The following is a 15,931-nucleotide window of genomic DNA, read 5'->3' as shown; positions in this document are numbered from 1 at the left end:
AGCGGAGTCTTTTTTCCTTTTTATAAAGGAGAAAAAATGTGGGATTTACAATTGAGGAAAATCTCTGCAATTGCATCTAGATGTATTGTAATATAAAATAGTTGAACAGGAGTTTAATTTATTATGGAGGTGCTATGTCTAGTATGAATACGAATGAAAGAATCGTGCCCCTCCTACCATTAAGAGGCGTTCTCGTATATCCAACGATGGTTCTGCATCTTGATGTAGGACGTGATAAATCGATACAAGCACTAGAGCAGGCGGCAATGGATGAAAATATTATTTTTTTAGCAATGCAAAAAGAAATGAATATCGATGATCCGAAAGAAGATGACATATATAGTGTAGGTACAGTAGCGAAAGTGAAGCAAATGTTAAAATTGCCGAACGGTACGCTTCGTGTCCTTGTAGAAGGTTTACATAGAGCAGAAGTAGTAGAATTTATCGAAGAAGAAAATGTAGTGCAAGTTTCTATTAAAACGGTAGCTGAAGAAGTGGAAGCTGATTTAGAAGAGAAAGCTCTTATGCGTACATTATTAGAGCATTTCGAACAATATATTAAAGTTTCGAAAAAAGTTTCAAATGAAACATTTGCAACGGTAGCTGATGTAGAAGAGCCAGGAAGATTAGCTGATTTAATTGCTTCTCACTTGCCAATTAAAACGAAGCAGAAACAAGAGATTTTAGAGATTATATCTGTGAAAGAACGATTACATACACTTATTTCAATTATTCAAGATGAACAAGAATTACTTAGTTTAGAAAAGAAAATTGGACAAAAAGTGAAACGTTCAATGGAGCGCACGCAAAAAGAATATTTCTTACGTGAACAAATGAAGGCGATTCAAACTGAACTTGGCGATAAAGAAGGTAAGGGCGGAGAAGTTGAAGAGCTTCGTGAGAAAATTGAACAGTCGGGAATGCCTGAAGAAACAATGAAGGCTGCACTGAAAGAATTAGATCGTTATGAAAAGTTACCAGCAAGTTCTGCGGAGAGCGGTGTAATTCGCAATTATATGGATTGGTTATTAGCACTTCCGTGGACAGAAGCAACAGAAGATATGATTGATCTTGCTCATTCAGAAGAGATTTTAAATAAAGATCATTACGGTCTTGAGAAAGTGAAAGAGCGCGTACTTGAATATTTAGCGGTACAGAAGTTAACGAATTCATTAAAAGGACCTATCCTTTGTTTAGTAGGCCCTCCTGGGGTCGGAAAAACTTCGTTAGCGCGTTCAATTGCAACATCATTAAATCGTAATTTTGTCCGTGTATCCCTTGGTGGTGTACGTGATGAATCTGAAATTCGTGGGCATCGCCGTACGTACGTTGGAGCAATGCCAGGACGCATTATTCAAGGTATGAAAAAGGCGAAATCAGTTAATCCGGTCTTTTTATTAGATGAGATTGATAAAATGTCTAACGATTTCCGTGGAGATCCATCAGCGGCATTACTTGAAGTGTTAGATCCAGAACAAAACCATAACTTCAGTGATCATTACATTGAAGAACCATATGATTTATCGAAGGTTATGTTTGTAGCAACTGCAAATACACTTTCAAGTATTCCAGGTCCATTGCTTGACCGTATGGAAATTATTTCGATTGCCGGTTATACTGAACTTGAAAAAGTACACATTGCCCGTGAACATTTATTGCCGAAACAATTAAAAGAGCATGGCTTACGAAAAGGTAATTTACAAATACGTGATGAAGCGCTTCTTGAAATTATTCGTTATTATACACGTGAGGCTGGTGTTCGTACACTAGAGCGCCAAATTGCAAAAGTTTGTCGTAAAGCAGCAAAAATTATCGTTACAGCAGAGCGCAAGCGTATTGTAGTAACAGAGAAAAATGTTGTTGATTTACTTGGCAAGCACATATTCCGTTATGGACAGGCCGAGAAAACAGACCAAGTTGGTATGGCAACAGGGTTAGCGTATACAGCAGCGGGCGGCGATACACTTGCGATTGAAGTGTCTGTAGCGCCAGGTAAAGGGAAATTAATTTTAACAGGGAAACTTGGGGATGTTATGAAAGAATCCGCACAAGCAGCGTTTAGCTATATTCGTTCTCGTGCAGAAGAGCTTAAGATTGATCCGAATTTCCATGAGAAAAATGATATTCATATTCATGTTCCAGAAGGAGCAGTTCCAAAAGATGGACCGTCAGCAGGTATTACGATGGCAACGGCACTTATTTCCGCACTAACAGGTATTCCTGTAAGTAAAGAAGTAGGGATGACAGGTGAAATTACACTTCGTGGTCGTGTATTACCGATTGGTGGTTTAAAAGAAAAAACATTAAGTGCTCACCGCGCAGGCTTAACAAAAATTATTTTGCCAGCAGAAAACGAGAAAGATTTAGATGATATTCCAGAAAGCGTAAAAGAAAACCTTACGTTTGTGCTTGCATCTCATTTAGATGAAGTATTGGAGCACGCATTAGTAGGAGTGAAACAATGAAAGTAACAAAAGCAGATATTGTAATTAGTGCTGTTAAACCAGAACAATATCCAGACAGTGATTTACCAGAAATTGCATTAGCAGGTCGTTCAAATGTCGGGAAGTCTTCCTTTATTAATAAAATTTTAAATCGTAAAAAGTTAGTTCGTATTTCTTCTAAACCAGGAAAAACGCAAACGTTGAACTTTTTCTTAATCAATGAAATGATGCATTTTGTTGACGTTCCAGGTTATGGATATGCGAAAGTATCTAAATCAGAACGCGCGGCATGGGGTAAGATGATTGAAACTTACTTTACAACGCGTGAACAATTGGACGCAGCTGTATTAGTAGTTGATTTACGTCACAAACCAACAAGCGATGATGTGATGATGTATGATTTCTTAAAGCATTATGAAATCCCAACAATTATTATTGCGACGAAAGCCGATAAAATCCCGAAAGGGAAATGGCAGAAGCATTTAAAAGTTGTAAAAGAAACGCTTGCTGTTGAAATTGGCGATGAAATTGTTCTATTCTCTTCTGAAACAGGACTTGGAAAAGAAGAAGCGTGGAAGGCTATTCATAAAATGACAAAAACAAAAAACGCGTGACAAATGTCGCGCGTTTTTTTATTTACTACATTTTTTATTTTACGTTTAATGTAACCTCAATATTTCCTCTCGTTGCTTTTGAATAAGGACATACACCGTGAGCTGCTTCTACAAGTTCTTGTGCTTCGGCATGAGAGACGCCGGCAACATGTACATCAAGTACAGCAGATAGGCCGAAACCACCATCTGTATCTTTTCCGATAGAAACGTGAGCAGTTACTTCTGTACTTTCTACTTTCACACGCTTCGTACGAATGACAAGTTGTAATGCACTATCAAAACAAGCGGCATAACCAGCAGCAAATAGTTGTTCTGGATTTGTTGCTTCTCCGCCTGCACCACCTAGTGCTTTCGGCATTTTTACATCAAGATTTAATATGCCATCATCTGAAACGACTTTTCCATTTCTTCCACCTGTAGCAGTTACTGAAGCAGTATATAATTTATCCATGTTTATTCCCCTTTTCTATCATTAATTGTTTTCATTGTTTCAATTAGTTTATTTAATTGAATTAATAAAGAACGATATTCTTGTTCTGTAATTCCTAAATTTGTAGCCATTGTTGTCGGTAATGAACAAGCCTTCTCTTTTAAAGCTTTACCTCGTTCTGTTAATTCAATACAAACTTTGCGCTCGTCTTCTTTAGAACGAACACGTTTTACAAGTTGCAATGATTCCATTCGCTTTAACATAGGTGTTAACGTACCAGAATCTAAAAATAGACGTTCTCCAATTTCCTTTACTGTTAATCCGTCTTGCTCCCATAGTACGAGTAAAGTAATGTACTGAGGATACGTAATACCCATTTCTTCTAAATAGGGTCGATAAAAGCGGGTAACTTCTTTAGAACAGGCGTAAATAGAAAAACAAAGTTGGTTATCTAGATGTAAAGAATTCTCTGTCATACATAACTCCTTTCTAATTAAATTGTGCGCAATTTAATTTTGTAAAATCAATATAACGAAAAAGAAATACAATGTCAAATACATTGTATTGAGAAAGTTTGTGCTACAATTTGGAACAATCATACATATTTTCCCTCATGATGAAAGAAGATAGGGAAGATGACGTTATAATTCATATGGAATAGTTTCCATCACTTGATTATGAGGGTTTTTTTTGGTAACGTACAAATAGAGTTATTAATTTATAATCATTATAAAGTAGAAAGTTTTTATTAGTTTTACTGAATCTCCTTTATTACATACGGAGAATAAATAAAAAATAATCGGTTGTTCACACGATTGTCAGATTCATAAGAGGAAAGTTGTATTATGATAGTAGATAAAGTGATAAAACGGGTGAAGGGGGACATGCTGCGTGCATATTCTTGTTGTTAGTGTAAATTATCGAACAGCCCCTGTAGAATTTCGTGAGAAACTCACATTTCAGGCAGCAGAGCTAGAGCAAGCGATGACTACATTACAAAATCAAAAGAGCGTGTTAGAGAATGTCATTGTATCAACTTGTAATCGTACTGAGATTTACGCTGTTGTCGATCAATTACACACGGGACGGTATTATATTAAGAAGTTTTTAGCTGATTGGTTTCAGCTTGAAATAGAAGAAGTCGCACCGTATTTAACTATTTTTGAACAAGACGGTGCAATAGATCATTTATTCCGTGTAACGTGCGGTTTAGATTCTATGGTAGTTGGAGAGACGCAAATTTTAGGTCAAATAAAAGATAGCTTTTTAGAAGCGCAGCAGGTAAAAGCGACAGGTACCATTTTTAATGAATTGTTTAAGCAAGTGGTTACGTTAGCGAAACGTGCTCACTCAGAAACGACAATTGGTGAAAGTGCGATGTCTGTTAGTTATGCTGCTGTTGAGCTTGGGAAGAAAATATTCGGCGAGTTAACAGATTGTCATGTGCTTATTCTTGGCGCGGGTAAAATGGGTGAACTTGCATTGCAAAACTTATATGGAAGCGGCGCTCGTAAAGTAACAGTTATGAATAGGACGCTTTCAAAAGCTGAAGTAATGGCTGAGAAATATATGGGGCATGCAAAACCTTTAAGTGAATTACAATGTGCATTATTAGAAGCTGATATTTTAATTAGTTCAACTGGTGCATCAGATTATGTCATTACGAAAGAGATGATGACAAAGGTAGAGAAAATGCGCTCTGGTCGTCCATTATTTATGGTTGATATTGCAGTGCCACGTGATATCGATCCAGCGATTGATGAGTTAGAAGGTTCTTTCTTATATGACATTGATGATTTGCAAGGAGTAGTGGAAGCGAACCGTGCAGAGCGTTTGAAAGAAGCAGAGAAAATTCAATTTATGATTGAAGAGGAAATTGTTTTATTTAAAACGTGGTTAAGTACACTTGGTGTCGTTCCGTTAATATCAGCTCTTCGTGATAAGGCGCTTGCTATTCAAAGTGAAACGATGGAAAGTCTAGAACGAAAAATACCGAATCTTAGTGATCGTGAGAGAAAAGTAATTAGTAAGCATACGAAAAGTATTATTAATCAATTATTAAAAGACCCAATTTTAGTAGCGAAAGAAATAGCTGCTGAAGAGGGAGCGGACGAAAAGTTAGCGTTATTTGCAAAGATTTTCGATTTAGAAGTGGAAGACGTAGAGAGTCGTGCGGAAGAAGTAGAACATAAAAGAGTGTGGACACCATCCGTTCCATCTTTATAATTTGGAAGGATGATCGGATGAGTTTTTTAAATAACAGTATTATTTATCATATTGCAATTATTTTATATGCTTGTAGCATTAGTTTATATTTTATAGATTATTTCCAAAGTAACCGAAAGGCGAACCGATTAGCTTTTTGGTTACTTTCAATTGTGTGGATTCTGCAGTCTATCTTCATGTTACTTAGGGCCACAGATTCAGAAACGAATCCTATATTAACTTTATTATCAGGGATTTATTTTTATGTTTGGCTGTTGATTACGATGTCTTTAGTCATTAATCGATTTATGAGGATTGACTTTTTAGTCTTTTTTACAAATGTTGTTGCGTTTGGCGTAAGCGCTTTTTCTATTTTTACACCGCTCGGAAAGATGTCGCCGATACTTGCAGAGCAATTAGTTTCGGAGCTTGTATACGTACATGTCGGTATGGCCATTATTTCTTATGCAACTTTCACTGTATCGTTCATTTTTTCTATTATGTATTTATTGCAATATCGCCTATTAAAAAAGAAGAAATGGAATGCGAGATTAAGAAGGTTAGGAAATTTACCGAAGCTAGAATCAATGTCTTACGGATTAAATTTATTTTCTGTTCCCTTTTTTTTACTAGCTATTTTATTAGGATGCATATGGGGATATACAAAATTGGACAATTTCCATTGGTATGATACGAAAGTAATTGGGTCTTTTGTCGTTCTATTTGTATATTGTGTGGGTCTTTACCTACGAGCGGCAGATGTGTTGCAAGGGAAGAAAATCGTGCAGTGGAACATCGGAGCATTTCTCGTAATGCTAATTAATATTTTTCTATTAAGCAGTTTATCCAACTTCCACTTTTGGTATTTATAATGAGGAGAGAAAATTATGCGCAAAATTATTGTAGGGTCACGAAAGAGTAAATTAGCATTAACGCAAACAAACTGGTTTATTGATCAGTTAAAAGCGCTAGGTTTACCATATGAATTTGAAGTGAAAGAAATTGTAACAAAAGGTGATGTTATTTTAGATGTTACTCTTTCAAAAGTAGGCGGAAAAGGCTTGTTTGTGAAAGAGATTGAACATGCGTTACTTACAAAAGAAATTGATATGGCTGTACATAGTATGAAAGATATGCCAGCCGTACTTCCAGAAGGATTAATGATTGGTTGTACACCAAAGCGTGTTGACCCTCGCGATGCTTTTATCTCAAAAAACGGAGCGTCGTTTAATGAGTTAGCAGAAGGCGCTATTTTAGGTACAAGTAGTTTGAGACGTAGTGCACAATTGTTAGCTGCGAGACCAGATTTACAAGTGAAGTGGATTCGCGGAAATATCGATACACGTTTACGTAAATTAAAAGAAGAAGATTACGATGCTATCATTTTAGCGACAGCTGGATTACAGAGAATGGGCTGGGATAATGAAGTTATTACAGAGCATTTAGATGAGACGTTATGTGTACCTGCTGTAGGTCAAGGTGCATTAGCGATTGAGTGTCGTGAAGATGATAAGGATTTACTACAGTTGTTAGCGCATATGAATGATGCAGTAACAGAAAAAACAGTGGCAGCAGAACGAGTATTTCTTCATAAACTTGAAGGTGGATGCCAAGTTCCAATCGCTGGTTATGCAACTCTTATAGAAAATGATGCAATCGAATTAACAGCTCTTGTCGGGTCTATGGACGGTTCTGTTTTATTGAAAGAGACAGTAGTAGGAACGAATCCAGAGGAAGTGGGATTAGAGGCTGCGGACCGTTTAATTAAACAAGGCGCAAAAGAACTCATTCTTGCTGCAAATAAGGGGCAACAATAAATATGAACGCTCTCGCTGGCAAAACGGTATTGATTACACGTGCCCAGCATCAAGCAAAACAACTGAGTGTAGCGGTGAAAGAAAAGAGCGGAATTCCATTGGAAATTCCGCTTTTACGTATGGAAGGTATGTCTCATAGGCAAATTCAACATATAGCAGGGCAACTATATTCGTATGACTGGGTTATTTTTACGAGTAAAAATGGCGTAGCTTTTTTTCTAGATCGTTTGAGAAAGAAGCTACCTGTAACGATGAAAATTGCTGCAGTAGGCGTGAAAACAAAGTTAGAGTTAGAAAAGCGAGGCTATGAAGTGGACTTTGTTCCAACTTCATTTGTTGCAGAAGTATTTGCAGAAGAGTTTGTGAAAAAGTTAAGTGGAAATGAACGCATTTTATTTCCGAAAGGGAATTTAGCAAGAGATGTAATTCCAGTTGCACTTCGCGGAATTGGTGTTTCTCTAGATGAGCTCATTGTATATGGTACGAAAGAGAATGTAGAGAAAAAGCCAGAGCTTATAGAAGTGTTAGAAGTAGGGAAAGTAGACATTATTACATTTACGAGCCCTTCAACTGTTACTAGTTTTGTTCATTTACTTAAGGGTACAAACTGGAGAGAATGGACAAAAAAATGTACAATTGCTTGTATAGGGCCTATTACGGAAAAAGAGGCAAGCCTTTATTTTCCGCATATTATTATGCCGAAAGAGTACACTGTAGAAGCATTACTACAATGCATTAGTGAGTCTATAAAGTGAAACTTTAATTAGTGGGTCTTACTGCCCGTAAATAGCGGGATAAAATAAAAGAATGGGGATAGAAATCTATGAACTCTTTACAATTTAATCGTCATCGTCGCTTAAGACAAAGTGGTAATATGCGTGCGCTTGTGCGTGAAACGTTTTTACATACGGAAGATTTTATTTACCCTATTTTTGTATTAGAAGGAGAAAATGTTCGTAATGAAGTGCCTTCTATGCCAGGCGTATATCAAATGTCTTTAGATTTATTGCAAGCTGAAATGCAAGAAGTTGTTGATTTAGGTATTCGTTCTGTTATTGTATTCGGTTTACCTGCTGAAAAAGATGAAGTTGGATCATCAGCATATTGTGATCATGGAATTGTGCAACGTGCAATTCAGCAAATTAAAGGTGAATTCCCTGATCTAGTAGTAGTTGCGGATACATGTTTATGTCAATTCACAAGCCATGGCCATTGCGGTGTAATTGAAGATGGTATTATTTTAAATGACGAGTCTCTTGCAGTTCTTGCAAAAACAGCTGTAAGCCAAGCGAAAGCGGGAGCAGACATTATTGCACCATCAAACATGATGGACGGATTCGTAACAGCAATTCGCCATGCATTAGATGAAAATGGCTTTGGACATGTACCAGTTATGTCGTACGCTGTGAAATATTCATCAGCATTTTACGGACCATTCCGTGATGCAGCGCACGGTGCACCGCAATTTGGTGATCGTAAAACATATCAAATGGACCCAGCGAACCGTATGGAAGCATTCCGTGAAGCGGAATCAGATGTAATGGAAGGGGCAGATTTCTTAATTGTAAAGCCAGCTCTTTCTTATTTAGATATCGTTCGTGATGTGAAAAATAACTTTAATTTACCAGTCGTTGCTTATAACGTAAGCGGTGAATATTCAATGATTAAAGCAGCAGCGCAAAATGGTTGGATTAATGAAAAAGAAGTTGTACTTGAAAAGCTAATTAGTATGAAACGTGCAGGAGCAGATTTAATTATTACGTATCATGCGAAAGATGCAGCAAGATGGTTACAAGAAGGAGGCGCTAAATAATGAAAAAATTTGATAAGTCGATTGCGGCATTTGAAGAGGCTCAAGATTTAATGCCTGGTGGCGTAAATAGCCCAGTTCGTGCCTTTAAGTCTGTTGGTATGAATCCGTTGTTTATGGAGCGTGGAAAAGGCTCTAAAGTATATGATATAGATGGAAATGAATACATCGATTACGTATTATCATGGGGTCCTTTAATTCATGGCCATGCAAATGATCGTGTTGTGGAAGCTTTAAAAACTGTTGCTGAAAGAGGTACAAGCTTTGGTGCCCCAACGGAAATTGAAAATAAATTAGCGAAACTTGTTATCGAGCGCGTACCATCAATTGAAATTGTGCGTATGGTTAACTCTGGAACAGAAGCGACAATGAGTGCGCTACGTTTAGCTCGTGGTTATACAGGCCGTAACAAAATTTTGAAATTTATCGGTTGTTACCACGGTCATGGTGACTCGTTATTAATTAAAGCGGGTTCTGGTGTAGCGACGCTAGGTTTACCAGATAGCCCTGGTGTACCAGAAGGTGTAGCGAAAAATACGATTACAGTAGCGTATAACGATTTAGAAAGTGTGAAATACGCTTTCGAACAATTCGGTGATGATATTGCTTGTGTCATTGTAGAACCAGTAGCAGGAAATATGGGTGTTGTTCCTCCGCAACCAGGATTTTTAGAAGGTCTTCGTGAAGTAACAGAGCAAAATGGTGCATTGCTTATTTTTGATGAAGTAATGACAGGATTCCGAGTTGCTTATAATTGCGGACAAGGTTATTACGGTGTAACACCTGATTTAACTTGTTTAGGTAAAGTAATCGGCGGTGGATTACCAGTAGGAGCATACGGTGGTAAAGCAGAAATTATGCGTCAAGTTGCACCGAGCGGACCGATTTATCAAGCAGGTACTTTATCAGGTAACCCACTTGCAATGGCAGCAGGTTATGAAACGTTAGTACAGTTAACGCCAGAATCGTATGTAGAATTCGAGCGTAAAGCTGAAATGTTAGAAGCTGGCTTACGTAAAGCGGCTGAAAAACATGGTATTCCGCATCATATTAATCGTGCGGGTTCTATGATTGGTATCTTCTTTACAGATGAACCAGTTATTAATTACGATGCAGCAAAATCTTCAAACTTAGAATTCTTTGCAGCTTACTATCGTGAAATGGTAGAGCAAGGTGTATTCTTGCCACCATCTCAATTCGAAGGTTTATTCTTATCGACAGCACATAGTGATGCAGATATTGAAGCAACAATTGCAGCGGCTGAGATTGCCATGTCAAAATTAAAAGCTTAATTGAATAAAGAAAATCGCTCTCCGTAAGGGGGGCGATTTTTTTTATTCATAAAGTCAGCTTTCCGTACATAAATCTGTAATGACATATAGTTTGGGAGGGGGAAAAGAAGTGACAACAGACCATTCATTACGTTTTTCATTAAAAGAATCTGTTTGGTTCCAAAAAGGACAGGAAGTCGAAGAACTTTTGTCAATTTCGTTAGATCCAGACGTTGAGATAGAAGAGCTTGATCATGAAGTTATCGTGAGAGGGCAATTAGATTTGACGGGAGAGTATGTTGCACGGCAAGATGATTCGGCTTATTCATTAAGAGATTTATCACCAGCGAAGTCAATTGATTATGTAGAAACAAGAGAAGATGGAGTTAATGAACTTGTTCATTCCTTTCCGCTTGAAATATCAATTCCGAGAAACCGTGTGAAAGTAATTGAAGAACTGTATGTATCTATCGAGGAATTTGATTATGAATTAAAGGAAAATGGTTGCTTACAATTATTAGCGGATATATCTATTACAGGTTTATGTGATGAAGAAAGAATTGAGGATGAAGAGGAAGAAACGGCGTATGCTGAGTTAGAGGATGATTCAGAGCAAGAGTATGATTCAGAGCAAGAGTATGAAGCTAGACCGACGCCGCAAGTAGAAGAACCAGCTTATAAGGAATCAGATGAGTGGGAAGATTACGCATTTGAACCGTTCCAACTAGAAGAAAGAAAAGAGCGGGAAGTAGAGGAAGAGGAAATAGAAGAACATGAATTTGTAGAACGTGAAGAAGAGAAAGAAACAACGCCGCAATTTGAATTGTTCGGACGAAAAGATTTCAAGAAAGAGAAAGCGAAAAAGCAAGAAGAACAAGAAGAAGAAACGTATTCACAGCGAGATGAAAATGCTCTTTATTTAACGAAACTATTTACGAAAGAACCGGAAGAAGAATTTACAAAGTTAAGAATGTACTTCGTGCAAGAAGGAGATACGATCGAATCTGTTGCAGAGCGTTATGAAACGTCCGTACAAAACTTATACCGTGTCAATCAAACAGAAGATATATATTTAACTACAGGACAAATTATTTATATTCCTGTTTCAAGAGCAAAAACGAAATAAGTGAGTGGTTTCACTCACTTGTTTTTCTGAAGGCTATGTTTTGAATAGAAAGGGTTATTCGTATGGATATGGAATTACGAAGTCGCTATGAACCTATTGTAAGGCAATATAAATTGGATACGCAGCATATGGAAGAGCATGGAAGTGTAACGAAAATTTATACGAATCAAGGTCCATATGCGCTCAAGAAAATAGAAGGCAGGAAGTTAGAGCGGAATAACTTTCTGCACCATATTCAATATTTGAAAGAGAAAGGTTTCTCAAATTATGTACCTATATACCATGCGACGGATGGAAATTATATTTTAAGTGATGGTACGTATAACTATTATTTAATGCCGTGGTTAGAACGTGCGGAAGGAAACGGCGAGGATAATGATCAATACCATAAAATGTTTCAGACTCTCGGAACCTTGCATCAAAAAACGGTAAAAGAAGAAACGTATACAGGAGAAGATTTAGAGAAACATTATACGAATATATCCGATCGCTGGGAAAATGATGGTGAGATGTTAGAAGAGTTTCTTGTAGAATCGGAAGCGAAATGGTATATGTCCCCGTTTGAATTGCAATATTGTACGTACTACCATCATGTAATGAGAGCGCGTGAGTTTGCAACGAAGCAATTAAAAGAGTGGAACGATGCGATGAAAGAAAAAGAAAAAACACGTATTACTTTTGTGCATGGCAACGTATCACTTAATCATTTTTTATTTGATTATGAACGGAATGGCTATTTTATTAGTTTAGAAAAATCGAAGTTTGCAACACCAGTGCAAGATATTGTAGGGTTCTATTCTCGGTCGTTAAACACATATCCAATTGCGCGAAGTGATCGGTTTGAATGGTATCAAATGTACCAAAAAAATTTCCCTTTTACGAAAGAAGAGCAACTACTCATGTTTGCGTATATGACGTATCCATCGCAATTTATTCGGCGAATTCAGTCTTATAAAAAAAGAAGAGAGAGCCGTAATGAGGAAAATGAACTTCTCGGAGTAAAGAGTTTGCAACAAGCGCATTGGCTTGTTAGTAATATAGAATATTTCCTTTCGCAATTACAAGCTGCCCAGCAAGGGAACGGATAAAAAGATAAGTAGCATCCTCTACTTATCTTTTTTGTGCTTCAAAAAATTCGTAGTCTTAAATTTATCTTGACGAATAAGGTTTCGTTTTTTACACTATTGTATATAATAATTAACAATCATATAAATGCCTTGAAGGGGAAGAGTATAACAAGAAACGTCTTCAGAGAGGAGAATCATTAGCTGGGAGATTCTCTAGATAGTTATGTTAGAAGGTAGCCCTGGAGCATCTTTTCTGAACGGAATAGTTCTTATTAGGAAAAGACGGATTTGTCCGTTATCAAATTAAGAGTATAAGCAAATTCTGAATTTGTTTGTAAATAAAGGTGGTACCGCGATGTCCCTCGTCCTTTTTTGGATGAGGGGCATTTTTTATTTTAAGGAGGGAAAATAATGTCAAATACGGAAAAGAATTTACCAACTAAATATGATCATATGTCCGTTGAAGAAGGCCTTTATCAGTGGTGGCTAGAAGGCAAATATTTTGAAGCAACAGGAGACGAGAAGAAACAACCTTATACAATTGTAATTCCACCTCCGAACGTAACAGGTAAGTTACACTTAGGTCACGCTTGGGATACAACTCTTCAAGATATTTTAACTCGTACGAAGCGTATGCAAGGTTACGATGTATTATGGCTTCCAGGAATGGACCATGCGGGTATCGCAACACAAGCGAAAGTAGAAGGGAAACTTCGTGAAGAAGGTATTTCACGTTACGATCTTGGCCGTGAGAAATTCCTTGAAAAAGCTTGGGAGTGGAAAGAAGAATACGCTTCTCACATTCGTCAACAATGGGGAAAAGTTGGTTTAGGACTAGACTATTCTTGTGAACGTTTCACATTAGACGAAGGTTTATCTGATGCGGTTAATAAAGTATTCGTTCAATTATACGAAAAAGGCTTAATTTACCGCGGTGAATATATTATCAACTGGGATCCAGCAACACGCACAGCTCTTTCTGATATTGAAGTAATTCATAAAGAAGTTCAAGGTGCATTCTACCATATGAACTATCCGTTAACAGATGGTTCTGGTCATATTCGTCTTGCAACAACTCGTCCAGAAACGATGCTTGGTGATACAGCAGTAGCGGTTCATCCAGAAGACGATCGTTACAAACATTTAATCGGAAAAACAGTTACACTTCCAATCGTAGGCCGTGAGATTCCGATTATTGCTGATGAGTATGTAGAAAAAGATTTCGGAACAGGCGTTGTAAAAATTACACCAGCTCATGACCCAAATGACTTTGAAGTAGGTAACCGTCATGACTTACCACGTATCTTAGTAATGAACGAAGATGGATCGATGAACGAAAAAGCTGGTAAGTATAACGGCATGGATCGTTTCGAATGCCGTAAAGCGTTAGTAAAAGATTTACAAGAAGCGGGCGTATTAGTAGAAATCGAGCCTCATATGCATTCAGTAGGTCATAGTGAGCGTAGTGGTGCAGTTGTTGAGCCTTACTTATCAACACAATGGTTCGTAAAAATGGCTCCACTTGCTGAGAAGGCAGTAGCACTTCAGCAAAAAGAAGAAGAGAAAGTAACGTTCGTACCGGAGCGTTTCGAAAACACATATTTACGTTGGATGGAAAACATTCACGACTGGTGTATTTCTCGTCAATTATGGTGGGGACACCGCATTCCAGCTTGGTATCATAAAGAAACTGGTGAAGTATACGTAGGTACAGAAGCACCAGCAGATATTGAAAACTGGAATCAAGATAACGACGTACTTGATACATGGTTCAGTTCAGCACTATGGCCATTCTCAACACTTGGTTGGCCAAATGAAGATGCAGCAGATTTCAAACGTTACTATTCAACAGATGCACTAGTAACGGGTTATGACATCATCTTCTTCTGGGTATCTCGTATGATTTTCCAAGGTTTAGAGTTTACAGGCGAGCGTCCATTTAAAGATGTATTAATTCACGGTTTAGTTCGTGATGAGCAAGGACGTAAAATGAGTAAATCTCTTGGTAACGGTATTGACCCAATGGAAGTTATCGAGAAGTACGGTGCAGATGCAATGCGTTTCTTCTTATCAACGGGAAGTGCACCAGGTCAAGACTTACGTTTCAGCATGGAAAAAGTAGAATCTACTTGGAACTTCATTAATAAAATTTGGAATGCATCACGTTTCGTATTAATGAACATGGATGATATGAAGTATGAAGAAATCGATTTAACTGGTGAAAAATCAGTTGCAGACAAGTGGATTTTAACTCGCTTAAATGAAACGATCGAAAGCGTAACACGTAATATGGATAAATATGAGTTCGGTGAAGCTGGTCGTTCATTATACAACTTCATTTGGGACGATTTCTGTGACTGGTACATTGAGATGGCGAAACTACCTCTATACGGTGAAGATGAAGCGGCTAAGAAAACAACTCGTTCTATTTTAGCTTACGTATTAGACCAAACAATGCGTCTATTACACCCATTCATGCCATTCGTAACAGAGAAGATTTGGCAACATTTACCGCACGAAGGCGAATCTATTACAGTAGCAGCGTGGCCAACAGTTCGCGAAGATTTACAAGATACAGAAGCTGCAGCAGAAATGCACCTTCTAGTTGATATCATTCGCTCTGTTCGTAACATCCGTGCAGAAGTTAATACGCCAATGAGCAAAAAAGTTCAAATGCAAATTAAAGCAAAAGACGAGGCTGTACTTGCTCAACTTACGAAAAACAGCTCTTACATTGAGCGTTTCTGTAATCCAAGCGAATTAACAATCCAAACGGATTTACAAGCGCCAGAAAAAGCAATGACTGCAATCGTAACAGGTGCAGAGTTATTCTTACCGTTAGCTGATCTTATCAATCTGGATGAAGAGAGAGCGCGTCTTGAGAAAGAACTTGAGAAGTTCGACAAAGAAGTAGAACGTGTACAGAAGAAACTTTCAAACCAAGGTTTCGTAGCAAAAGCTCCTGCAGCAGTTATTGAAGGAGAGCGTGCGAAAGAGCAAGATTACCTAGAAAAACGCGAAGCAGTTCGCCAACGTCTAGCAGACCTTGAGAAATAAAAAGCTTTTTAGAGACTCACTATATTGGTGAGTCTCTTTTCTTTGCGTATAATAGGGCTATAAAGGTTGTTTTTTGAAAGGGGAAAGCAT

Annotated in this window: 13 protein-coding genes and 1 other annotated feature; of the genes, 11 read left to right on the top strand and 2 right to left on the bottom strand. The window is 37.7% G+C overall.

Going from position 1 to position 15,931, the window contains the following annotated elements:
- Positions 1-134: 134 nt before the first annotated feature.
- Entirely contained in the window at positions 135-2,465 is a 2,331-nt protein-coding gene (lon, locus tag Q9B79_RS11515) for an endopeptidase La (RefSeq protein ID WP_306184204.1), read from the top strand.
- A complete protein-coding gene (ysxC, locus tag Q9B79_RS11510; protein WP_048531469.1) occupies positions 2,462-3,058 on the top strand; it encodes a ribosome biogenesis GTP-binding protein YsxC in 597 nt (198 codons plus the stop codon). The genes lon and ysxC overlap by 4 nt, the downstream gene beginning before the upstream one ends.
- A gap of 34 nt (positions 3,059-3,092) precedes the next feature.
- On the opposite strand, the gene Q9B79_RS11505 is transcribed toward ysxC, so the two are convergent.
- Both Q9B79_RS11505 and Q9B79_RS11500 read right to left on the bottom strand, forming a co-directional pair.
- Positions 3,093-3,509: an organic hydroperoxide resistance protein gene (locus Q9B79_RS11505; protein WP_061677128.1), complete on the bottom strand. Its 417-nt coding sequence runs from the start codon at positions 3,507-3,509 to the stop codon at positions 3,093-3,095.
- A gap of 2 nt (positions 3,510-3,511) precedes the next feature.
- Entirely contained in the window at positions 3,512-3,964 is a 453-nt protein-coding gene (locus tag Q9B79_RS11500; protein WP_306184201.1) for a MarR family winged helix-turn-helix transcriptional regulator, read from the bottom strand.
- A 415-nt stretch (positions 3,965-4,379) separates the two neighbouring features.
- Here Q9B79_RS11500 and hemA point away from each other — a divergent pair, with 415 nt between their 5' ends.
- The 9 genes from hemA to Q9B79_RS11455 all read left to right on the top strand — a co-directional run bounded on the left by hemA (position 4,380) and on the right by Q9B79_RS11455 (position 15,841).
- Positions 4,380-5,714 (top strand): glutamyl-tRNA reductase, encoded by a 1,335-nt coding sequence (gene hemA / locus Q9B79_RS11495; protein WP_306184199.1) that lies wholly within the window; start codon positions 4,380-4,382, stop codon positions 5,712-5,714.
- Between the two features lie 17 nt (positions 5,715-5,731).
- Entirely contained in the window at positions 5,732-6,565 is an 834-nt protein-coding gene (locus tag Q9B79_RS11490; RefSeq protein ID WP_306184198.1) for a cytochrome c biogenesis protein, read from the top strand.
- A gap of 15 nt (positions 6,566-6,580) precedes the next feature.
- Positions 6,581-7,510, top strand: a complete 930-nt coding sequence (gene hemC / locus Q9B79_RS11485) for a hydroxymethylbilane synthase (protein WP_306184196.1) — start codon at positions 6,581-6,583, stop codon at positions 7,508-7,510.
- A gap of 2 nt (positions 7,511-7,512) precedes the next feature.
- Complete coding sequence (hemD, locus tag Q9B79_RS11480) at positions 7,513-8,265, top strand: uroporphyrinogen-III synthase (RefSeq protein WP_306184193.1); 753 nt, start codon at positions 7,513-7,515, stop codon at positions 8,263-8,265.
- A gap of 68 nt (positions 8,266-8,333) precedes the next feature.
- Positions 8,334-9,323, top strand: a complete 990-nt coding sequence (gene hemB / locus Q9B79_RS11475; protein ID WP_001087078.1) for a porphobilinogen synthase — start codon at positions 8,334-8,336, stop codon at positions 9,321-9,323.
- Entirely contained in the window at positions 9,323-10,612 is a 1,290-nt protein-coding gene (gene hemL / locus Q9B79_RS11470) for a glutamate-1-semialdehyde 2,1-aminomutase (protein WP_061157502.1), read from the top strand. Before hemB ends, hemL begins: the two co-directional genes overlap by 1 nt.
- 109 nt (positions 10,613-10,721) lie before the next feature.
- Positions 10,722-11,717: a stage VI sporulation protein D gene (spoVID, locus tag Q9B79_RS11465; protein WP_306184188.1), complete on the top strand. Its 996-nt coding sequence runs from the start codon at positions 10,722-10,724 to the stop codon at positions 11,715-11,717.
- A gap of 62 nt (positions 11,718-11,779) precedes the next feature.
- Positions 11,780-12,805, top strand: coding sequence for a spore coat protein YsxE (gene ysxE, locus Q9B79_RS11460; protein WP_306184186.1), 1,026 nt, complete (start codon positions 11,780-11,782; stop codon positions 12,803-12,805).
- A gap of 120 nt (positions 12,806-12,925) precedes the next feature.
- Positions 12,926-13,157: a binding site (T-box leader), on the top strand.
- Positions 13,158-13,195: 38 nt separating this feature from the next.
- Entirely contained in the window at positions 13,196-15,841 is a 2,646-nt protein-coding gene (locus Q9B79_RS11455; RefSeq protein WP_306184184.1) for a valine--tRNA ligase, read from the top strand.
- Positions 15,842-15,931: the final 90 nt, after the last annotated feature.

The organism is Bacillus sp. MHSD_36, assembly GCF_030757775.1.
GTDB lineage: Bacteria > Bacillota > Bacilli > Bacillales > Bacillaceae_G > Bacillus_A.
Note: the sequence above shows the minus strand (reverse complement) of the source record. Positions and strands in the feature narration are given on the sequence as shown.